Annotated in this window: 10 protein-coding genes and 3 pseudogenes; 5 read left to right on the top strand and 8 right to left on the bottom strand. The window is 73.7% G+C overall.

What is annotated here, in order from left to right; translation table 11 throughout:
* Positions 1–123: 123 nt before the first annotated feature.
* Both orn and ACIRYZ_RS39625 read right to left on the bottom strand, forming a co-directional pair.
* A complete protein-coding gene (gene orn / locus ACIRYZ_RS39620) occupies positions 124–726 on the bottom strand; it encodes an oligoribonuclease (RefSeq protein ID WP_393036854.1) in 603 nt (200 codons plus the stop codon).
* 856 nt (positions 727–1,582) lie between these two features.
* A pseudogene (locus ACIRYZ_RS39625) lies at positions 1,583–2,594 on the bottom strand (helix-turn-helix domain-containing protein); the annotation flags it as partial.
* Positions 2,595–3,562: 968 nt separating this feature from the next.
* Between ACIRYZ_RS39625 and ACIRYZ_RS39630 the strand changes: the two are divergent.
* Positions 3,563–4,363 (top strand): GNAT family N-acetyltransferase, encoded by an 801-nt coding sequence (locus ACIRYZ_RS39630; protein ID WP_402953504.1) that lies wholly within the window; start codon positions 3,563–3,565, stop codon positions 4,361–4,363.
* A 155-nt stretch (positions 4,364–4,518) separates the two neighbouring features.
* Here ACIRYZ_RS39630 and ACIRYZ_RS39635 read toward each other — a convergent pair whose 3' ends face one another.
* Positions 4,519–5,760, bottom strand: a complete 1,242-nt coding sequence (locus tag ACIRYZ_RS39635; protein ID WP_402953505.1) for an HAD family hydrolase — start codon at positions 5,758–5,760, stop codon at positions 4,519–4,521.
* 1,102 nt (positions 5,761–6,862) lie between these two features.
* On the opposite strand from ACIRYZ_RS39635, the pseudogene ACIRYZ_RS39640 reads away from it, so the two are divergent.
* Positions 6,863–7,315: pseudogene (locus ACIRYZ_RS39640) on the top strand (universal stress protein); the annotation flags it as partial.
* Between the two features lie 211 nt (positions 7,316–7,526).
* Here the strand turns inward: ACIRYZ_RS39640 and ACIRYZ_RS39645 are convergent.
* The 4 genes from ACIRYZ_RS39645 to ACIRYZ_RS39660 all read right to left on the bottom strand — a co-directional run bounded on the left by ACIRYZ_RS39645 (position 7,527) and on the right by ACIRYZ_RS39660 (position 14,029).
* Positions 7,527–8,717 carry an acyl-CoA dehydrogenase family protein gene (locus ACIRYZ_RS39645; protein WP_393036843.1) on the bottom strand — a complete coding sequence of 397 codons (1,191 nt, stop codon included), beginning with the start codon at positions 8,715–8,717 and terminating at the stop codon, positions 7,527–7,529.
* Between the two features lie 168 nt (positions 8,718–8,885).
* The gene (locus tag ACIRYZ_RS39650) at positions 8,886–9,878 is read right to left on the bottom strand and encodes a hydroxymethylglutaryl-CoA lyase (RefSeq protein ID WP_402953506.1); all 993 of its coding nucleotides are present in this window, start codon (positions 9,876–9,878) and stop codon (positions 8,886–8,888) included.
* The gene (locus tag ACIRYZ_RS39655; protein WP_402953507.1) at positions 9,875–12,145 is read right to left on the bottom strand and encodes an acetyl/propionyl/methylcrotonyl-CoA carboxylase subunit alpha; all 2,271 of its coding nucleotides are present in this window, start codon (positions 12,143–12,145) and stop codon (positions 9,875–9,877) included. Before ACIRYZ_RS39655 ends, ACIRYZ_RS39650 begins: the two co-directional genes overlap by 4 nt.
* Positions 12,146–12,316: 171 nt before the next feature.
* Positions 12,317–14,029, bottom strand: coding sequence for a carboxyl transferase domain-containing protein (locus ACIRYZ_RS39660; RefSeq protein ID WP_387627113.1), 1,713 nt, complete (start codon positions 14,027–14,029; stop codon positions 12,317–12,319).
* Positions 14,030–14,163: 134 nt separating this feature from the next.
* Here ACIRYZ_RS39660 and ACIRYZ_RS39665 point away from each other — a divergent pair, with 134 nt between their 5' ends.
* A complete protein-coding gene (locus ACIRYZ_RS39665; RefSeq protein WP_402953508.1) occupies positions 14,164–14,817 on the top strand; it encodes a TetR/AcrR family transcriptional regulator in 654 nt (217 codons plus the stop codon).
* 322 nt (positions 14,818–15,139) lie between these two features.
* A complete protein-coding gene (locus ACIRYZ_RS39670; RefSeq protein WP_402953509.1) occupies positions 15,140–19,159 on the top strand; it encodes an ABC transporter ATP-binding protein in 4,020 nt (1,339 codons plus the stop codon).
* A 121-nt stretch (positions 19,160–19,280) separates the two neighbouring features.
* On the opposite strand, the gene ACIRYZ_RS39675 is transcribed toward ACIRYZ_RS39670, so the two are convergent.
* Complete coding sequence (locus tag ACIRYZ_RS39675; RefSeq protein ID WP_402953510.1) at positions 19,281–20,237, bottom strand: ATP-grasp domain-containing protein; 957 nt, start codon at positions 20,235–20,237, stop codon at positions 19,281–19,283.
* 153 nt (positions 20,238–20,390) lie between these two features.
* Between ACIRYZ_RS39675 and ACIRYZ_RS39680 the strand changes: the two are divergent.
* Positions 20,391–20,783, top strand: a pseudogene (locus ACIRYZ_RS39680) (NUDIX hydrolase); the annotation flags it as partial.
* Positions 20,784–20,857: the final 74 nt, after the last annotated feature.

A 20,857-nucleotide genomic window follows, 5' to 3' on the forward strand; every position in this document is an offset into this window, starting at 1 on the left:
GGTGCTCGCGCCAGGGTTTCGTTCCGGCGGACGCGGGCGCCCCCTCCGCCCTTCCGAGGGCCGCCAGGGCGCCCCCGCCGTGCCGGTCGCCCGGTCGCCCGGTCGCGCCGGGGGCTCGCCGGGTCAGCCTGCCGGGGCCTGGTACTTCTCGGCGATGGCGCGGGCGGTCTCGGCGTCCGGACCGGGCTGCGGCACGAACACCGCCTCGCGGTAGTACCGCAGTTCGTCGATGCTCTCGCGGATGTCGGCGAGCGCCCGGTGGTTCCCACCCTTCTGCGGGCTGTTGTAGTACGCCTTGGGGTACCAGCGGCGGGCCAGCTCCTTGATCGAGGAGACGTCCACGATCCGGTAGTGCAGGTGCTTCTCCAGGGCCGGCATGTCCCGGGCCAGGAAGCCGCGGTCGGTGGCCACCGAGTTGCCGCACAGCGGCGTCTTCCCGGCCTCCGGCACGTGCTGGCGCACGTACGCGAGGACGAGCTCCTCGGCCTCGGCCAGGGTCACGCCCTGCTCCAGCTCCTCCAGCAGGCCGGAGGAGGTGTGCATCTCGCGCACCACCTCGGGCATGTTCGCCAGCGCCTCCGCCGGCGGGCGGATGATGACGTCCACGCCCTCGCCGAGGATGTTCAGCTCGGAGTCCGTCACCAACACCGCGACCTCGACCAGGGCGTCCCGGTCGAGGTCGAGGCCGGTCATTTCACAGTCGATCCATACCAAACGGTCATTCACACAACTCACCCTACGGCGCGATCACGCGCCGCGGGCACCGGTGGAGCCGAGAGGGGTGCCGGAGCGACGCCCTCGGCCTGGTGCTCCTCCGCCCCGCCGTGCGGCCCGCGGCCCTCCGGGTGCTCGCCCTCCCGGCCGGTGCGGACCGCATGCCCGTCCCGTCCGGGACGGGCCTCGCGCGCTGCCCGTCCGCCGTCCGCCGCCGCGGCCCGGCCCGCCTGGGTGCGGACCTGTGGCGCCCGGGCCTGCCGGCCCCGGAGCTCGCCCGCCCCGGCCGCCGGCTGCCCGGCGGCGGTGGCCGGCACCCGGCTGCCCGGCACACCGTGCGCGCGACCGCCCGCACCCGGCTCGTCGCCGGGCCGCTCGACCGCGCTTCGGTGTCCCTGGCCCTGGCCGCGCGCCCCCGGCTGGGGGTGGCCGTCCTCGGCCGCCGCGTGCTCGGCGGTGCGCGACGGACGCCCCGCAGCCGGCCCGGCCTGCGGCGGCACCAGCGGCGGCCGCACCGGACCGCGCGCCGCACCCTGCTGCCCGGGGTGCGGCTGCTGCGCGGCCTGCTGGTGCGGGTACGGCTGGCCCGCACGGGCGTGGAAGCCCTGGGCGGCCGGCGTCCCGGCCTGCCCCGGACCGTACGGACCGGCATGGCCGTGCGGCACCGGCTGGCCGTGTGCCCCCGCCTGGCCGACCGGCACCTGCGCCCCGGGCCCCGCCGGGAACGGATGGGCCGGCTGCGCCCCGGGCGCCGCCCCGCCGAACAGCGCCCCGCCCGCCGAGGCGGCCGCGGTGGCCGCCGGGTGCGGCAGTGCGCCGGGCAGCCGCAGGTCGCCGCCGAGCGCCCCGGCCGTGGCGGGTGACTGCTGCCCGGGCCGACGGGCCCGGTAGCTGGTCCGGTACGCGGCCGGCGAGACCCCGAGCTGACGGCGGAAGTGCCCGCGCAGTGCCACCGGCGAACGGAACCCGCACCGGCGCGCGACGTCGTCCACCGACAGCTCCGAGGTCTCCAGCAGCCGCTGGGCCTGGAGCACCCGTTGGGTGATCAGCCACTGCAGCGGCGCGCTGCCGGTGAGCGTGCGGAAACGGCGGTCGAAGGTGCGGCGGCTCATGTACGCGCGGGCGGCCAGCACCTCGACGTCGAACTGCTGGTTGAGGTTCTCCAGCGCCCAGGTGACCACCTCGGCCAGCGGGTCGTTGCCGATCTCCTCCGGTAAAGACTGATCGATGTACTGGGCCTGTCCTCCGCCACTGCGGCGGCTGGGCACCACCAGTCGGCGGGCCAGCGCGTTGGCGGCCTCGGCGCCGTGGTCGCTGCGCACCACGTGCAGGCACAGGTCGATCCCGGCGGCGGTGCCGGCCGAGGTGAGCACGTCGCCGTCGTCCACGAAGAGCTCGCGCGGGTCGACGTGCACCCGGGGGTAGCGCTTGGCCAGGGTCGGCGCGTACATCCAGTGGGTGGTCGCCGGGCGGCCGTCCAGCAGGCCGGCGGCGGCGAGCACGAAGGCGCCGGTGCACAGGCCGATGATCCGCGCGCCCTCGTGGTGGGCCTTGCGCAGGGCGGTGATCGCCTCGACCGGCGGGGGCTGGGAGATCGAGCGCCAGGCCGGTACGACGATCGTGCCGGCCCGGGCGAGGGCCTCCAGGCCGTACGGCGCGGAGAGGGTCAGGCCGCCGGTGGTCGCGAGCGGGCCCTCCTCCCCGGCGCAGACCAGCAGCCGGTAGCGGGGGACCCCGGCGTCCTGGCGGTCCACGCCGAAGACGGAGAGTGGGATGGAGCTCTCGAAGATCGGGGCGCCGCCGAAGATCAGCACCGCGACGGTCTCCCGGCGGCGCCGGCCGGACAGCTTGCGCGGGGCGCCGGCCGTCAGCGGGCCCACCGGGGAGCCGTTGGCGCCCGCTCCGCCGCCGTGGCCCAGCGGGCCGTGGCCGGGGGCGGTGCCCAGAGCCAGGCCGCCGAGCGGGCCGCCGGCGCCGTTCGCGCCCGGGGTCGAGCCGCCGGCGGGGTAGGCCGGGTGGCCGTTGTAGCCGGAGTACTCGCCGGTGAAGGGCTGGGCGGGGATGCCGTAGGGCTGGGGCGGGGTGACGGTGCCCCGGCTGACGGGTTGTCCGCCGTAGGTCGGGTTACCGCCCTGGGGCGACTGGAGTCCGTAGGGGACCGCTCCGCCGTGGGACTGGCCGCCGTGGCCACCGTGGGCTTGGCCGCCGTACGCCGGACCGCCGTGCTCGGCCGGGGCGGGGACGGCGGCGGACGGCGCCGGGGGATAGGGGTAGTGCGAGGCGGGGCCCGAGATGCTCGGGGTGCCGGAGGTACGGGTGGTGGCGGCGGTCGCGGAGGTGCCGGTGCTTCTCGCGGGCCGACCCGCGGTGCCGGTCGGCGCCTGGCCGCTGTCAGGACCCGCGTCGCTCCTGCTCACCCTGCTCAAGGCGCTCAAGCCCCCTCGGTGGTGTGGTGTGGGTGGTGCGGCACTGCTAGCCAAGATCGAAATCTATCGGGTGGACCATTGCCGTTGTGACAAGTTCACCATCCGACGCTATGTCGACATGGCAATTTGGCGTGATGCATTCGATCACGAAGCGTGGCACCCGTCGACCCTTCTGGGAAGAGGGCCGGGGCAACGGTGGCTGGTTGTCGCGGGGCGGTTCCTGGGGCGTCCGGCTTCCGGGCACTCGGCTGGCGGGCCTGGGCTGGGGATTTGCCCAAGGGGGAGAGAGCGGCGCGAAATTGACTGAAAATCGGCGGTGCACGTGAGGGCGCACATGCGCGGGCCGTGCGCCTCCCAGGCTTCATCCGGCCAGTGTCGGGGCGGTCGAACCGGGGCCGGGGTGGCCGGGCTACGGTCCTGCAATGAACACCAACAGCCGGCTCGAACAGGCCAACGACAATGCAGCCGCTTTCTGGCTCGCCCAAGCCGGCGCGCACGGCTGGCAGTCCCGCGTCCAACCGGGGCTGACGGCGGTCCGCTGTGCGCGCACCCCGGACGATTCGCAGCGTTTCGTGGTTACCCGTCCGTACGCCGAACCCGGCGTTGTGGAAAAGGAGTTGGCGGAGCTCCTGGACGAGTGGGAGACCATCCGCTTCACCCTGGAGGACCCGTACGGCGGGCTCGACCTGTCCCGCTTCGGGGCCACCCGGATGCCGATCATGCCGGTGATGGCGCGTGAGCCCGGCCCGGTGGAGGGCGTGCCGACCGAGCTGCCCGCCGTCTCTCCGGCGCGCGGCGGCGGCTCCCTGACGGTGGATGAGGTGTTGGGCGGCGACACCTTCGCGCAGGTCGAGCGGGTCATCGTGGACGGCTTCCCGCTGCCCGCCCGTCAGCCCTGGACCCGCAGTGAAGCGCTCCCGGAGCAGTTGCTGCGCCAGCCCGGCTGTCGGGCCTGGCTGGGTCGGGTCGACGGAGCTCCGGCGGGTGCCTGCCTCAGCTACGACGACGGCCGGGCCACCGGGGTGTACTGGGTCGCCACCCTGCCTGACCAGCGCGGCCAGGGGGTGGCCCGCGCCGTGCTGCGGACCGCCCTGGCCCACGCGCACCCGGACCGTCCGGCCACCCTGGTCGCCACCTCGGTCGGCGAACCGCTCTACCGCACCCTCGGGTTCACCGAACTGGCTCCGACCTGCTGGTGGACCCGCACCTCGCTGGGCGGCTGACCAGGGCCTTCGACGCGGCGGTGCGGTGCGGCGGTGCGGCGGTGCGGCGGTGCGGCAGTGCGGCGGTGCGGTGCGGCAGTGCGGCAGTGCGGCGGTGCGGTGCGGTGTCCGGTTTCGAACGGGGCCCTTTGTGCGAGCGGAATCCGGCCTCGGTGCTACTGGGCGGCCGCCGCCGCGACCGTGGCCGTGACCGGCGCCGAGGCGAAGACGGTCTGGGCGGGTGCGGCGCGGTCGACCGCCGCGCGAGTGTCATCGACCGCCGTGCGAAGGGGCGTTGGGCGCACCATCGGAACGGCCCGACCGCCCTCCGCGCCCGGTCCCACCCCGGCGCCCGGCCCCGCGCCCGGTCCTGCGCCCGCCCCGATCCTGGACTCCGCCTGCACTTCCGCGCCCGGGCGGCCGTCGGCGATCACGGCAAACTCACCTGATCGGTTTCGGACACCGGCCCCTGTTCCCGAGCCCGAGGTGCTGACCGTCCCGGCGTTCACGGCAACGGGCGCACTGGGACCCTCCGGGGCGGTCCCCGTCGGGTGTGCGCCGGACCGCGCGCCGAGCAGCGCCGTCGCGCGCGCCGGGCCCCGCGCAGCGGCCCCGACGGCCTGCCGGCGCACCGGCCCGCCGACCTGGACGCCCGACCGAGCTTCCGAGCGGGCGTCCGCTCGGACCTCCGAGCGGACGTTCGGCCGGGTGTCCGAGTGGGCGTCCGGGCGGGCGTCCGGGCGGGCCGAGGGCGCGTTGCGCGCCGCCAGCACGAGGCCGACGGCCTCCGGCAGACCGGCCGCCTTCAGCGTCGGCCGGTAGCCGCTCTCCGCCCACGGCCGGTCGTGGTGCAGCCAGACGCTGCGCAGCCCGGCCAGTTCGGCGCCGGCGATGTCGGCGGGCGCGTGGTCCCCGACCATCCAGGTGTGCGCGGTCCAGTCCCCGGTCGGCCGGACGCCGCACCGCTGGGCGGCTATCTCGAAGATCAGCGGATCCGGCTTGACGCAGTCGGCCTCCTCCGAGATCACCCAGCCGTCGACCAGAGGCCCCAGCCCGGTCCGCCGGATCTTCTCCAACTGCGGCCGGGTGCCACCGTTGGAGACGATCCCGAGTGTCCACCCCGCCGCCCGTGCCGCCCGCAGTGCCTCGATGTTCCGGGGCGGGCAGTGGATGTGCGAGTTGATGCCGCGTCGGAAGTGCGCGAGCAGGAACTCGACGGAGGCGTCCAAGCCGTAGCGGCGCCGGACGGCGGACAGTACGGTGCTGCGCGGCACGTAGCCGCCCCCGTCGAGGGTGACGAACCAGTCGAGGTCGCCGGGCGGCAGGTGGTGTTCGGACAGGAAGTCCTGCGCCCAGGCCCGGAAGGCGGCGTCCCGGGGTAGCAGCGTGTTGTCGAGGTCGAACAGGAGCAGGGCCATGTCGAGCATGGTGCCAGCGCCGGTGCCTATGCACCTGGCAAATGCCAGACCGCGTCGCGAAGCCGTACGAAGTGGCCGAAACGGGCCTGGCACGTGATGGACGGAGGGCGTCCGACGGGTCGACGGGGCCGGTTTGGGCTCCCTGGGCGTAACGGTTCGCGACATCCCGCAACGGATCGTCGCCAATCCATGACAGTCCGGTCACGGTGTCCGGTGGGCCTGTTGCGCCTTCCGGTCCGCTCAGTCAAGCTCCAGGGAACCTCCTTTCCGGAGGGGCGCGATCGCCTGCGGGCAGGGCGCACTGTTTCGGCGTGCGCATCCCCCTTTCGCGGGAACAACATCGTTCCAGGGCTTCGCCGCTGGGCTGGGCCCCATGCCCGTCGTACTCTGAAAGGAACAGGTCACATACGGTGCTGCTCGGCGTAGACCGACGTCATCCCGTTGGCGGGCCTGCCGCCCGGGCAGCGTTGTCCTCTCCTGTCGGCCCCTCTCCCTTGAAGAGCCGTGAGCCATGGCTGTTTCTGAGCCTTCCCGACCGGTCGAACCCGATGCGCCCCGCAGTGCGGGCGCAGGGCCCGGGGGAGACGGCGCCCGCACGAACCTCGACCCGGTCGACGGGCGCCGAGACGAGCGCGCCGACGGAGGCTCGGACGGGCGCGCCGAAGGGCGCCTCGAAGGGGGCCTGGGCGAGGGTGCCGAAAACCATGGCGACGACGGTGCCGGTGGCCGTGCCGAGGGGTCTGCCGGCCCGCATGCCGAGCACGCCGAGCGCGCTGAGTCGGCTGAGTCCGCCGGCCACCTGCCGAGCGATGCCCGGGAGGCTTCGGACGCCCCGGACCACGTTCCGGCCGATGCACCCGGCGACGAAGTCCGGCCCGCAGTCGCGAGCGCTGAGCGGGGTGAACCCCGAGGCCTCGCGCGCGCTCTGCGCAGTCTCACCCGCCGTGGCAGCCTTGCCCGGCGCGACCGCCCGGGGCCCCGCCAGCGCCGTGGCGAGCCCCCGCGCGGTCCTGTGGAGCCCCCGGTGACGGGCCGCCCCGGCCCGGGCGCCGAGCGTCCGGAGACGGTTCCCGGCGCCACCGGCGGGCACACCGAGCCGTCGGCGCAGGAAGCGCCCGGACGCTCCCTGGACCCGGTGTTCCAGCACGGTGTCGTGGTCGGTTTCGACGGCTCGCTGTCGAGCGAGCGGGCCCTCGCCTACGCGGTCGGCATGGCCCGCCGATCGCAATGCGGCCTGGTGATCGTGCATGTCGCCAACCGCCTGCCGGCCACGGTCTGGGCAGGCTGCGAGCCGCCCGTCTTCGTTGATCTCCCCGACCACCGGACCGAGGTCCTCGGCCTGGAGCTCGCCTGCGCGGACTTCCTCACTGGGGTGCCGTGGATCCTGATCGAGCGGGGCGGCGACATCTGCCACGAGATCGAGGAGGTCGGCCGCGAGTACGCCGCCGACGCGATCGTCGTCGGCACGACGCACGGCCTGCTCGGCAAGCTCTTCGGCTCGGTCTCCGGACGGCTGGCGCGGCGGGCCAACCGCCCGGTGATCGTGATCCCTTGAGGACTTCCCGAGGAGCCCTGCGGAGCCGCTACAGACCCCCGCGCGGACTTTCGCGGGCTCTCGCGGACGTTCTCCCCGTCTCGCCTTTGCGGGTCGTCGCCTGATACCCCCTGATGCCTCCTCCGCCGTCGGCGACTCCTCAACACCAGTTGCGGAGCGGTGTGTTGGCCCGGTGGACTCGGCTCAGGAGGTGACCATCAGGAAGTGATCGTCACGACGTGACGCCGAGCTCCCGGGCGATGAGCATGCGCTGAACCTCAGACGTGCCCTCCCCGATCTCGAGAATCTTGCAGTCGCGCCAGAAGCGGGCGACCGGGAATTCGTTCATGAAGCCGTACCCGCCGTGGATCTGGGTCGCCTCGCGGGCGTTGTCGACGGCGGCCTCGGACGAGTACAGCTTCGCGATCGCGGCCTCCTTCTTGAACGGTTCGCCGTGCAGCAGCCGGGAGGCGGCGTCCCGCCAGGCCAGGCGGGAGGTGTGGGCGCGCAGCTCCATGTCGGCAAGCTTGAACTGGATGGCCTGGTTGGCGCCGATCGGCCGGCCGAAGGCCCGGCGCTCGCCGGCGTACTTGACGGACTCGTCCACGCACCCCTGGGCCAGGCCGGTGGCCAGGGCCGCGATCGCGATGCGGCCCTCGTCGAGGATCCGCAGGAACTGGGCGTAGCCTCGGCCACGCTCGCCCAGCAGGTTGGCCGCGGGGACGCGGCAGTCGGTAAAGGACAATTCGCGGGTGTCGGATGCGTTCCACCCGACCTTCGAGTACTTCTTCGAGACCTGGAACCCCGGGGTCCCGGTGGGCACGATGATGGAGGAGATCTCCCGTACAGGCGAGCGGAATTCGCCCTCTTCACTCGAACGAGCGAGCGGTTCGGTGAGCGCGGTGACGGTGACCAGTCCGGTGATGTCGGTGCCGGAGTTGGTGATGAAGCACTTGGTCCCGTTGATGACCCACTCGTCGGTGGTCTCGTCGTACCGCGCGGTCGTGCGGGTGGCGCCGGCGTCCGACCCGCCCTCCGGCTCGGTGAGGCCGAAGGCGCCGAGGAGCTCGCCGGAGGTCAGCCGGGGCAGCCACTCGCGCTTCTGCTCCTCGGTGCCGAACCGGTAGATCGGCATCGCGCCGAGCGAGACGGCGGCCTCCAGGGTGATCGCGACCGAGGAGTCGACGCGGGCGAGTTCCTCCAGCGCGAGGCCGAGCGCGAAGTAGTCGCCGCCCATGCCGCCGTACTCCTCCGGGAAGGGCAGGCCGAACAGGCCCATCCGCCCCATCTCCCGGACGATCTCGTAGGGGAACTCCTCCCGCTCGTAGAACTCGCCGATCTTCGGCGCCACCACGTCCTGGGCGAACTCGGCGACGGTGCGCCGCAGTTCCTCGTACTCGCTGCTGAGCCGGTGGTCGAGCATCTGATCCTCCTGGTGCCCGGCCGGGGTGGCCGCGGGCGTGAACGGGATGACCGCCGCCCGTCTGATGGTGTGACGGTCGCACGGTGTGGTTGAGGGATGAACGTGGTGCGTGGGGGGCGCCGGCCGGGCCGAAGGGGCGGCCGGCGCCCGTCGATCGGGCCGGGCGAGTCAGCCCCGGGCGGCGCCGAGCAGCGCCTGGACGGTGCGGGACGGGCTCGGGCGGCCGAGGCGCTCGGCCATCCAGCCGCTGGTCGCGACCAGCGCGCGCAGGTCGACGCCGGTCCGGATGCCGAGCCCGTGCAGCATCCACACCAGGTCCTCGGTGGCCAGGTTGCCGGTGGCGCTCTTCGCGTACGGGCAGCCGCCCAGGCCGCCGGCCGAGGCGTCCACCGTGGTGACGCCCTCGCGCAGCGCCGCCAGGGTGTTGCTGAGCGCCTGGCCGTAGGTGTCGTGGAAGTGCACGGCGAGCCGGTCGGCCGTCACGCCGGCCTTCGCGAAGCCGGTCAGCAGGGCGCTGACCTGCCCGGGGGTGGCCACGCCGATGGTGTCGCCGAGGCTCAGCTCCGCGCAGCCCATCTCCAGCAGCTGCACGCCGTACCGGACCACCTGCTCGACCGGGACGGGCCCCTCCCAGGGGTCGCCGAAGCACATCGAGAGGTAGCCGCGGACCGCGACCCCGGCCTCGGCGGCCCCGGTCACGACCGGGCGGAACATCGCCATGGCCTCGTCCGCCGAGCGGTTGAGGTTGCGCCGGGCGAAGGTCTCGGTGGCGCTGGCGAAGACCGCGATGTCGGCGGCGCGGTGGGCGAGCGCCCGGTCGAGACCGCGCTCGTTGGGCACCAGCACCGGTAGCCGCAGGCCGGGGTGACGCTCCGGCAGGTCGGCGAGCCGGGGCATCAGCTCCTCGGCGTCGGCGAGCTGGGGTACCCATTTCGGGTGAACGAAGCTGGTGGCCTCGACGGTCCGCAGCCCCGCGGCCGCGAGCCGGGCGATGAACTCCGCCTTGACCTCGACGGGCACCAGCGAGCTCTCGTTCTGCAGGCCGTCGCGCGGGCCGACCTCGTGGATCCGGACCTCCTCGGGCAGGCCGGGGGCTCGGACCGGGTCGGGCAGGCCCAGGTCGAGGGCGTCGGGGTCGTGGGCGACGGGCTGGGTGGTCACGACAGCACCTCCGCGGGCTCGGCGGCCTCCTCGGCCGGGGTGACCACGACCAGCAGGTCCTCCATCGCGACGGTGGCGCCGGCGGCGACCCGCAGCTCGGCCACCACGCCGTCGTGCGGGGCGGCGATCACGTGTTCCATCTTCATGGCCTCCAGCACGAGCAGGGGCTGGCCCTTGCGGACGGTCTCGCCCGCCGTGGTCTTCATGACGGTGACGGTGCCGGGCATCGGGGCGGTCAGGGCGCCGTGGTGCGCGCCGGCCCCGGCGGCGCTCTCGACGGCCGGGTCGTAGGCGTGCAGCGGCCAGGCGTCGCCCTCGATGCCGAGCCAGGTCACCGGTCCGGCCGCCAGGCCGGGGGTGGTGTCGGTGGCCAGTGCGAAGGCGGTCCGCAGGCCGTCGACGGTCAGGTGCAGCCGCTCGCCGGCCAGGGCGGCGCGGGCGCGGTGGACCGGCCCGGCGTCGAGCCGGAGCTCCACCTCGCGGGTGAGCCCGGCGGAATTGTCAGTGGCGTCGGATACGTTGCCCGCAGTGATCGAACGGATGCGCACCGACACCGGGTCCTGGCCGGGGGCGCGGAGTCGGTGGGTGGTCCAGGCGGGGGCGCCGCCCAGGCGCCAGCCGGAGGGAAGGGAGAACGGGTCGGTCCAGCCGACGGGGTCGGCGGCCGGGGTGAGTTCCAGGTGCCGTGCCAGCGCGGCCGCGTAGTAGAGGAGGTGGGCCGGTGTCGGCGGTTCGGTCGTTGGGGCGTCGGTTCCGTCTACGGGGCGGGCGGCGTCCGTGGCCCCGGCCGTGGCGGTCGCGTTCGACGGGACCGCGTTCGACGGGGAGTGCGGCGCGGCCAGCAGGGCCGGCTGCTGCTGGGCCGTCTGTTCCACCAGGCCGGTGTCCAGTCGGCCGGCGACGACGTCGGGATGGGCGAGCAGTCGGCGCAGGAAGCCGGTGTTGGTGGTGACACCCAGGATGCGGGTGTCGGCCAGCGCGGCGCGGAGCCGGCGCAGCGCGGTCGGGCGGTCGGGCCCGTACGCGATGACCTTGGCGAGCATGGGGTCGTAGGCGCTGGTGACGACGGTTCCGGGGGCGACCCCGGAGTCGACGCGGATGCCCTCGCCCCGGGGCTCGTCCAGGGTGAGGATGCGGCCGCCGGTGGGCAGGAAGTCGCGCTCCGGGTCCTCGGCGCAGATCCGGGCCTCGATGGCGTGGCCCAGGAAGGAGATGTCGGACTGGGTGAAAGCGAGCGGTTCGCCGGCTGCGACGCGCAGCTGCCACTCGACCAGGTCGAGTCGGGCTGAGTCCGGGCCGACGGCGACGGCGAGTTCGGTGACGGGGTGTTCCACCTGGAGGCGGGTGTTCATCTCCATGAAGAAGAAGTCCCGCACCCCCTCGGCGGCGGAGGCGGGGGCGTCAGGGTCGATGCCGGGGACGATGAACTCCACGGTGCCGGCCCCGGTGTAGCCGCAGGACTCCGCGGCGCGGACGGCCGCGGCGCCCATCGCGGCGCGGGTCTCGGCATTGAGGAGAACGGAGGGAGCCTCTTCGATCAGCTTCTGGTGGCGGCGCTGCAGGCTGCACTCGCGCTCACCGAGGTGGACGGCGGTGCCGCGGGCATCGGCCAGCACCTGCACCTCGATGTGGCGCGGCCGGTCGATCCAGCGCTCCAGCAGCAGGGTGTCGTCACCGAAGGCGGTGCGGGCGACGCGGCGGGCAGCGGCGATCTCGGTGGGCAGGTCGGCGCGGTCCCGCACCAGGCGCATGCCCTTGCCGCCGCCGCCGGCGGAGGGCTTGAGCAGCACGGGGTAGCCGATCTCGTCGGCAGCGGCGACGAGCTCCTCGTCGGTGGGCGCGCTGGCCTGGCTGCCGGGGACCACCGGGACACCGGCGGCCCGCACGGCCTCCTTGGCGTTGATCTTGTCACCCATCAGCTCGACCGCACCGGGAGGCGGTCCGATGAAGACGAGGCCCGCGTCGGCGCAGGCGCGGGCGAAGGCGGGGTTCTCGGCGAGGAAGCCGTAGCCGGGGTGGACGGCCTGGGCGCCGGTGCGGCGGGCGGCGGCGAGGATCTGGTCGGTCCGCAGGTAGGTCTCGGCGGCCGAGCTGTCGCTGCGGTCGACCGGGCCGAGGCGGACCGCGACGTCGGCCTCGCGGACGTGCGGGGCATCGGCGTCCGCGTCGCTGAACACGGCGACCGAACGGACACCGAGCCGCCGCAGGGTGCGGATCACCCGCAGGGCGATCTCGCCGCGGTTGGCGACCAGAACTGTGTCGAACATGGGAGGCGATCCTCCGGGTCGAGGGGAGCCGTACGAAGGAGGTGGCGGTGGGCGGTCGGGGCGCCGGCCCGGAGGGTGGGCCGGCGCCGTGGGAGTCACACCCGGAAGAGCGGGGTCACATCGGGAGGCGCATCACGAGGGTCACACCACGAAGGCGCGTGGTGCGAGGTGTCACATGCGGAAGACGCCGTACGGCGCGGGCGGTGCCAGCGGGGCGTTGGCGCAGGCGGTGAGGGCGAGGCCGACGGCGGTGCGGGTGTCCATCGGGTCGATCACACCGTCGTCCCAGAGCCGGGCAGTGGCGTAGTAGGCGTTGCCCTGGCGCTCGTACTGCTCGCGGACGGGGCGCTTGAACTCCTCCTCCGCCTCGGCCGGCCACTCCTCGCCGTGCGCCTCCAACTGGTCGCGGCGGACGGTGGCGAGGACGGAGGCCGCCTGCTCGCCGCCCATCACGGAGATCTTGGCGCCCGGCCACATCCACAGGAAGCGAGGTGAGTACGCCCGGCCGCACATCGAGTAGTTGCCGGCTCCGTACGAGCCGCCGATCACCACGGTCAGCTTCGGGACGCGGGTGCAGGCGACGGCGTTGACCATCTTGGCGCCGTGCTTGGCGATGCCGCCTGCCTCGTACTGCCGGCCGACCATGAAGCCGGTGATGTTCTGCAGGAAGAGGAGGGGGATGCCGCGCTGGTCGCACAACTCGATGAAGTGGGCGCCCTTGAGTGCCGACTCGGAGAACAGCACGCCGTTGTTGGCGACGATGCCGACGGGGTGGCCGTGGATCCGGGCGAAGCCGGTGACCAGGGTCGCGCCGTACTCGGCCTTGAACTCGGCGAAGCGGCTGCCGTCGACCAGCCGGGCGATCACCTCGCGCACGTCGTAGGGCGTGCGCGGGTCGACCGGGACGGCCCCGTACAGGCCCGCCGGGTCGACGGCCGGCGGCTCGACCGGAGTGAGCGGCCACGGCTTGGCCGCGCGCGGGCCGAGCCCGGACACGATGGTGCGGACGATGGAGAGGGCGTGGGCGTCGTCCTCGGCCAGGTGGTCCGTCACACCCGAGGTGCGGGAGTGGAGGTCGCCGCCGCCCAGTTCCTCGGCGGTGACCACCTCGCCGGTGGCGGCCTTCACCAGCGGCGGCCCGCCCAGGAAGATCGTGCCCTGGTTGCGGACGATCACGGCCTGGTCGCTCATCGCCGGGACGTACGCGCCGCCGGCCGTGCAGGAGCCGAGCACGGCGGCGATCTGCGGGATTCCCGCGGCGGAGAGCCGGGCCTGGTTGTAGAAGATCCGGCCGAAGTGGTCGCGGTCCGGGAAGACCTCGTCCTGCATCGGGAGGAAGGCGCCGCCGGAGTCCACCAGGTAGACGCAGGGGAGCCGGTTCTCCAGCGCGACCTCCTGGGCGCGCAGGTGCTTCTTCACCGTCATCGGGTAGTAGGTGCCGCCCTTGACGGTGGCGTCGTTGGCGACCACCACCACCTCGCGTCCGGCGACCCGGCCGATGCCGGCGATGACCCCGGCCGCGGGCGCGGCCCCGTCGTACATCCCGTCGGCGGCCAGCGGGGCCAGCTCCAGGAAGGGCGAGGCCGGGTCGAGCAGGGTGTCCACCCGGTCGCGCGGGAGGAGCTTGCCGCGTGCCGTGTGCCGGGCGCGGGCCTTGGCGCCGCCGCCCAGGGCCGCCGCGTCGAGCTTGGCGCGCAGTTCGGCGACCAGTGCCTGGTGCGCCTCGGTGTTGGCTCGGTAGGCCGCGGAGCCCGGGTCGACGGAGGTGCCGAGCCGGGGAGCCGGAGCGGCGGCTCCCGGCGATACGGCACCCGGTGCCGCCGACGTGCCGTTCGCCGCGCTGAGCCGGACGCCGGAGGGGGCGCCGGTGGTTGAGATGACCATTCCCAAGAGCTCCCTTGCCCTCGGCAGCAGGTGGGCGGGCCGGATGCCGGTGCGCCCGTGGTTCCCACGTTAATTAACGTTAACTTACGCGCCCAGGTTAACGGTCGATAACCCGACTGTCTACGATGGGCAGCATGCCGAACGTCCCCGCAACCTCCGCGCTCCCACGCCGCGATCAGATCCGCCGGGAGGCCGCGCGACTGTTCGCCGCCCGTGGCTTCCTCGGCGTGGGCGTGGACGAGATCGGCAAGGCCGTCGGCATCAGCGGCCCCGGGCTCTACCGCCACTTCGCCGGCAAGGACGCGATGCTCGCCGATCTGCTGATCGGCATCAGTGAGCGCCTGCTGGAGGAGGGGCGGCGACGGGCGGGCGGCGGCGACGGCCCGTCCGCCGCGCTGGACGCGCTGATCAGCGGCCACGTCGACTTCGCCCTGAACGACCGCGACCTGATCACCCTGCACGACCGCGAGCTGCTGAACCTCAAGGAGGAGGACCGCCGCACCGTTCGGCGGCTGCAGCGCGGCTACGTCGAGCTGTGGGTGGACGTGGTCCGACAGGCCTACCCGCCGCTCGCCGGCCCCAGCGCCGAGCCGGTGGCGCGGGCCGCCGTGCACGCGGTCTTCGGCCTGATCAACTCGACCCCGCACAGCCTCGGCCCGAACCCGGCCCAGGGTGAGCGCGCCGGCCTGCAGCGCGACGGCATGGCCGCGCTGCTGCACACCCTCGCCCATGGAGCCTTCGCGGCCGCCGCCGACTCGGCGACTGCCGGCGCGTCCGGGCGGGCCTGACGCCCGAGTGCTTCGGCGTCCAAGCGCTCCGGACTCCGGGGCCCAGAGGCCGAAGCGCACCGCCCGCCCCCAGCCCTAGGTCCAAAGGACGGCGCCCGCCCGCCCCCTGGTCGCTGGGCGCCCGTCGGGCCGTCGGCGACCCTGGAGGGGCGACGGACTTACGAACAGCAACTGTGTTCGATCGGGAATCAGCGCAGGCTGCAGGCTGTTGCCCAGTCCGCCGGACCGGACGATCCGGGCCGCCCCGGCGCCCACTCCGGCCGCCCCGCGCGGCCGGAAATGCCATGGCGGCCACCCGACGAAATGGTTAGCATCCCTAAATATGCCCGAGACTCACGGATCCACGGTGGAGCAATCCCCGAGCGGCCCGGCGGCCCCCGAGCCGCCCGCGGACACGCTCGTCGAGCAGCAGCCCGAGCCGCACCCCGACGCGCCCGCCGAGACGAGCGGCTGGCTGCGCCGACTGATCGGCTACAGCTGGCGGTCCCGGCGCAGCCTGCTGCTCGCCTTCGGCGCCTCGCTCGTCGGCATGGCCGTCACCGCGCTGGTGCCGCTGGTCACCAAGCTGATCATCGATGACGTGATCGTCGCCCACACCCGATCACTGACCCCGTGGGCGGTGGTGCTGCTGCTCGCCGCCGTCGTGGTCTTCGGCTGCACCCAGGTCCGTCGCTACTACGGCGGTCAGCTCGCCCTCGATGTCCAGCACGACATGCGCAGCGACCTGTTCCGCTCACTCGGTCGGCTCGACGGCCACCGCCAGGACCGCCTGGACACCGGCCAGGTGGTCGGGCGCGCGACCTCCGACCTCCAGCTGATCAACGGCCTGCTCTCGATGCTGCCGATGATGACCGGCTACCTGGTGATGTTCGTCATGTCGCTGGCCGTGATGCTCTGGCTGTCAGCGCCGCTCACCCTGATCGCCCTGGTCATGGCTCCCGCGCTGTGGTGGGTCAGTGTGCTCGGCCGCAAGCGCCTGTTCCCCGCCACCTGGGCCGCCCAGCAGGAGGCGGCCGCCGTAGCGGGCGTGGTGGACGGCGCGATAGGCGGCGTCCGGGTGGTCAAGGGCTTCGGTCAGGAGGCGCAGGAGCGGGACAAGCTGGAGCAGGCCTCCCACAACCTGTTCGCCGCCCGGCTCCGGTCGATACGCCTCAACGCCCGCTACAACCCGGCGATGCAGGCGATCCCGGCCCTCGCCCAGGTCGCGGTGCTGGCCTTCGGCGGTTGGCTGGCCGTCGACGGACAGGTCTCGCTCGGAACCTTCGTCGCCTTCTCCACCTACGTCGCGCAGATGACCGGCCCGGTGCGGATGCTGACCATGGTCATCACGGTCGGCCAGCAGGCCCGGGCGGGCGTCGAGCGCGTCCTGCAGCTGATCGACGAGCGCCCGCTGGTCCAGGAGCGCCCGGACGCTCTCACCCTGGACCTCACCCGCGACAGCACTCCGGACAGCAGCCCCGACCGGACCTGGAAGGACGGGGCTCGGAAGGCCGGGATGCGAAAGGCCGGGACGCGGAAGGCCGGCAATCAGGAGACCGGAGGCCGGGAGGCCGGAACCCCGACCGGCACCACCGTCGGCCCGCGCACCCCCGAGGTCGCCCTGGAGTTCGACCAGGTCGAATTCCGTTACGACCCCGAACACCCCGCCCCCGTGCTGCACGGCCTCAGCCTGCAGCTGGCCCCCGGCGAGACCCTCGCCCTGGTCGGCGCCTCCGGCTCCGGCAAGTCGACGGTGGCCCAGCTGGTGCCCCGCTTCTACGACCCGGCCGCGGGCGCCGTCCGCCTCTACGGCCACGACCTGCGCGACCTCACCCTGGACTCGGTCCGCGCGGCGGTCGGCATCGTCCCCGAGGAGAGCTTCCTCTTCTCGGAGTCGGTCCGCACCAACATCGCGTACGGCCGCCCGGACGCCACCGACGAGCAGATCGTCGCCGCCGCCCGCGCCGCCCAGGCCGACGAGTTCGTGCGCGCGCTGCCGGACGGCTACGAGACCAAGGTCGGCGAGCAGGGCCTGACCCTCTCCGGCGGCCAGCGCCAGCGCATCGCCCTGGCCCGGGCGATCCTCACCGACCCCCGGATCCTGCTGCTGGACGACGCCACCTCGGCGGTGGACCCGCAGGTCGAGGCCGAGATCCACGATGCGCTGCGCTCGGTGATGACCGGCCGCACCACCCTGCTGATCGCCCACCGCCGCTCGACCCTCCAGCTCGCCGACCGGATCGCCGTTCTGGACCGCGGCCGGCTGCTGGACATCGGCACCCACGAGGAACTCGAAGCCCGATGTCCCCGGTACCGGGCCCTGATCACCGACCCCGAGGCCGGCCGCACCCCCCAGCCCGCGCCCCGGCCCGACCAGCCTGACCACGCCGACCATGCCGACCATGCCGAACAGGACGGCCGGAACGCGCAGGACGGCCAGAGCGGCCCGGCCGAGCAGAGCCCCGCTCCTGTGGCCGCCACCCCCGCCCTGGCCAAGGCGGCCCGCACTGCCGACCCCGACCTGATGGCCAAGGTCGCCGCCCTCCCGCCGGCCGCCGACACCCCCGCCGTCCCCCGCGCCGAGGCAGAGGCCGGCGACCCCGACTTCACCCTCGGCCGCATGCTGCGCCCCTTCCGCACCCCGCTGGCCCTGGCCTTCCTGCTGGTCGCCCTGGACGCGGCCGCCGGTCTGGTGCTGCCGGTGCTGATCCGGCACGGTATCGACGAGGGCGTCCGCAAGGGCCTGATGGCCGGCGTCGCGGTGGCCTCGATCACCGCGCTGGTCGTGGTCCTGCTGGACTGGGTGGTGCAGAGCGCCGAGAACCGGGTCAGCGGCCGCACCGGCGAGCGCGTGCTCTACACCCTTCGGCTCAAGATCTTCGCCCACCTCAACCGGCTCGGCCTGGACTACTACGAGCGTGAGCTGACCGGCCGGATCATGACCCGGATGACCACCGACCTGGACTCGCTGATGTCCTTCCTGCAGACCGGCATGGTCACCGCCGTGGTCAGCCTGCTGACCTTCGCCGGGATCTTCGTCGCCCTGCTGATCATCGACGCCGGCCTCGCCCTGGTGGTCTTCGCCGTGCTGCCGCTGCTGGTGATCGCCACCCTGGTGTTCCGCAAGAAGTCCAAGGACCAGTACGAGCGCTCCCGCGACCTGATCAGTACGGTCAACGCCGACCTGCAGGAGAACGTGGCCGGCATGCGGATCGTCCAGGCCTTCCGTCGGCTGGACACCAACACCGACCGTTTCGTGGCCCGGGGCATCGCCTACCGCGAGGCCAGGGTCCGCGCGCAGTTCTACATCTCGCTGTACTTCCCGTTCGTCCAGTTCCTCTCCAGCGTGGCCGCCGCCCTGGTGCTGATCGTCGGCGCCGCCCGGGTCGACGCCGGGACGCTGACGGTCGGCGCGCTGGTCGCGTACCTGCTCTACATCGACCTGTTCTTCGCCCCGGTCAACCAGTTGTCCCAGGTGTTCGACGGCTACCAGCAGGCCTCGGTGGGCCTCGGTCGGATCCGCGAGCTGCTGCGCACCCCGACCACCACCGCCGAGGCCGCCGACCCGGTCCCGGTACCCAAGGGGCTGCGCGGCGAGATCACCTTCGAGGGCGTCGGATTCGCCTACAACGGCGGTGCGGACGGTGCCCCGGAGGTGCTGAGCGGGGTGGACCTGCACGTGCCCGCCGGTCAGACGGTGGCGCTGGTCGGTGAGACCGGTGCCGGCAAGTCGACGCTGGTCAAGCTGGTCGCCCGGTTCTACGACGCGACGGCCGGCACGGTCCGGGTGGACGGTGTCGACCTCACCCGCTACGACCTGGCGCAGTACCGCCATCGGCTGGGCGTGGTGCCGCAGGAGGCGTACCTGTTCGCGGGCACGGTCCGCGAGGCGATCGCGTACGGTCGGCCGGACGCCTCGGCAGCCGAGGTGGAGGCGGCGGCTCGGGCGGTCGGCGCGCACGACATGATCGTCCGGCTGTCGGGCGGTTACGACCATGAGGTCGCGGGCCGTGGGCGGAACCTTTCGGCGGGCCAGCGCCAGCTGATCGCCCTGGCCCGGGCCGAACTGGTCGACCCGGACATCCTGCTGCTGGACGAGGCCACCGCGGCGCTCGACCTGGCCACCGAGGCGGTGGTCAACCAGGCCGCCGACCGGCTCAGCGGCGGTCGCACCACCCTGGTCATCGCGCACCGCCTGACCACCGCCGAGCGTGCCGACCGGGTGGTCGTGCTGGACCACGGCCGGGTGGTCGAGGACGGCACCCACACCGAACTGCTCGCCCGGGGCGGCGCGTACGCCCGGCTCTGGCAGGCGTTCATCGCGGACGGCCACCCGGCGGCCGAGGCGGTCGCCGCCGGGTAGGCCGTCGGGCCCCGGCCGAAAGCCGCCCGGCCCCGAAGCGGTTCGAACCGAAAGCAGTTCGAACCGAAAGTGGTTCGAAGCGAAAGTGGTTCGAAGCGAAAGCCGCCTGACGGCGAAGCCGTCAGGCGGCGATCAGCGAGGCCAGCAGCCCCGAGGCGTCGATCCCGCGCGGCAGGTCGCTGACCTGCCCGTCCCCGACCTCGACGACTCGCCAGCCGGAGCCGTCGGCCCGGCTGGCGAGGTCGGTGGTGACGAAGCGGCAGCCGAGTCTGCGCACCAGCGCGGGAACGTCGGTCAGGTCGGGCTCGATCTCCTGGTGCGGGGCGTCCGGGTGCGGCCCGACCAGGATCGGCCGGCCGTCCAACCACCACACCCGGGCCTCCACGGCCCGCCGGTCCGCACCGTCCGCGTGGTCAGGTCCACCGTTCGCGCGGTCCGACCCGCCGTCCGCCTGGCCCGCCCCGCCGCCCGCGCGCTCGAACTCCTCGTACCGCCGCAGCACCACCCCGCCGGTCAGGAACTCGCCCTGGAGTTCGACGAACCGCCCGACCACCCGGCCGACGGCCGCCAGGTCGGCCAGCTCCGGCACGTAGCAGGCCTCGTGCCATTCGTGCTTGCGCGACTTCACATAGTCCTTGACGATCGCCGGCCCGCTCCCGCCGAGCCGGGCCGCGGCCGCGGCCAGTTCCGCCGGTCCGGGCGCCGCCGCCCCGGCGGTCGGGATCCAGACGCTGGGCGGGGTCGCCCCCTCGAACGCGCCGTACCAGCCGGGCAGTTCGTGTGCCGCCGCGTAACCGGGCGCGCTGGTCAGCGGGTTGCCGCCGCGGTCGGTGAGTGCGCTGGCGAACTCGGCGTACCGGGCGGAGGGGAGCATCCAACCCCGGTACCAGAGCGGGCCGCTGTCGTGGGGCACCCGCCGGACCGCCTCCTCGGCGTGCCCGGCGAGCAGCGCGTCGTGGTCGACCAGGTGGTGCTCGCCGCCCAACTCCCGCAGCATCCTGGCCTCCCAGGTGAAGTGCGGGTCGGGCCGGCGCGGGTTGAGCGGATCGGCGGGGAAGAGGATCGCGGGTACGGACATGGCGGCCAGAGTACGGCCGACGGGCCCGCCCAGGAGCACGCCTCGGCGCCGATCGGCTCCCAATCGGCGCAGGGCGTGGTCCAGCGGTTCAAGTGCGGGGCCAGGCCGATGAATCCGCTCGACGCCCTGGTCGAGCGCTGTCAGAGTGTCCCGATGCGAAATCTGCTGCGACCCCGTAAACGCGTTCCCCGGCAGGCCGCCCGGACGGTGGTGCTGGACGAGACCGGCTCGGTGTTCCTGCTCCGTTCGGACAACGACGAGGTCGGCGTCCACTGGACCATGCCGGGCGGTGGACTGGAGCGGGGCGAGAGCCCGTTGGCCGGTGCCCGGCGCGAGCTGTGGGAGGAGACCGGCTGGACCGACCTCGAACCCGGCCCGTTGCTCTGCACCTGGGAGCACGACTTCACCTGGCACGGCACCCCGGTCCGCCAGCACGAGCACATCTACCTCACCAGCGGACCGCACCGCGGCCCGGTCGGCGACGTCAGCGCGGTGCACGCCGAGGACCGGATCCTCGGCTGGCGCTGGTGGACCCCGGCCGACCTCGCCGACGAGAACGCCGACGCGCTCTGGCCGCCCCGGCTCCCGGAGCTGCTGGAGACGGTCCGCGCGGGCTGGGC

Origin of the sequence: Kitasatospora sp. NPDC101155 (genome assembly GCF_044768305.1) — a bacterium.
Lineage (GTDB): Bacteria > Actinomycetota > Actinomycetes > Streptomycetales > Streptomycetaceae > Kitasatospora.

Coding starts and splice junctions, on each gene's coding strand:
- ACIRYZ_RS39660 (WP_387627113.1), bottom strand. CDS start 14,029: ATGGTCATCTCAACCACCGGCGCCCCCTCCGGCGTCCGGCTCAGCGCG.
- ACIRYZ_RS39665 (WP_402953508.1), top strand. CDS start 14,164: ATGCCGAACGTCCCCGCAACCTCCGCGCTCCCACGCCGCGATCAGATC.
- ACIRYZ_RS39645 (WP_393036843.1), bottom strand. CDS start 8,717: ATGCTCGACCACCGGCTCAGCAGCGAGTACGAGGAACTGCGGCGCACC.
- ACIRYZ_RS39675 (WP_402953510.1), bottom strand. CDS start 20,237: ATGTCCGTACCCGCGATCCTCTTCCCCGCCGATCCGCTCAACCCGCGC.
- ACIRYZ_RS39655 (WP_402953507.1), bottom strand. CDS start 12,145: ATGTTCGACACAGTTCTGGTCGCCAACCGCGGCGAGATCGCCCTGCGG.
- ACIRYZ_RS39630 (WP_402953504.1), top strand. CDS start 3,563: ATGAACACCAACAGCCGGCTCGAACAGGCCAACGACAATGCAGCCGCT.
- ACIRYZ_RS39670 (WP_402953509.1), top strand. CDS start 15,140: ATGCCCGAGACTCACGGATCCACGGTGGAGCAATCCCCGAGCGGCCCG.
- ACIRYZ_RS39635 (WP_402953505.1), bottom strand. CDS start 5,760: ATGGCCCTGCTCCTGTTCGACCTCGACAACACGCTGCTACCCCGGGAC.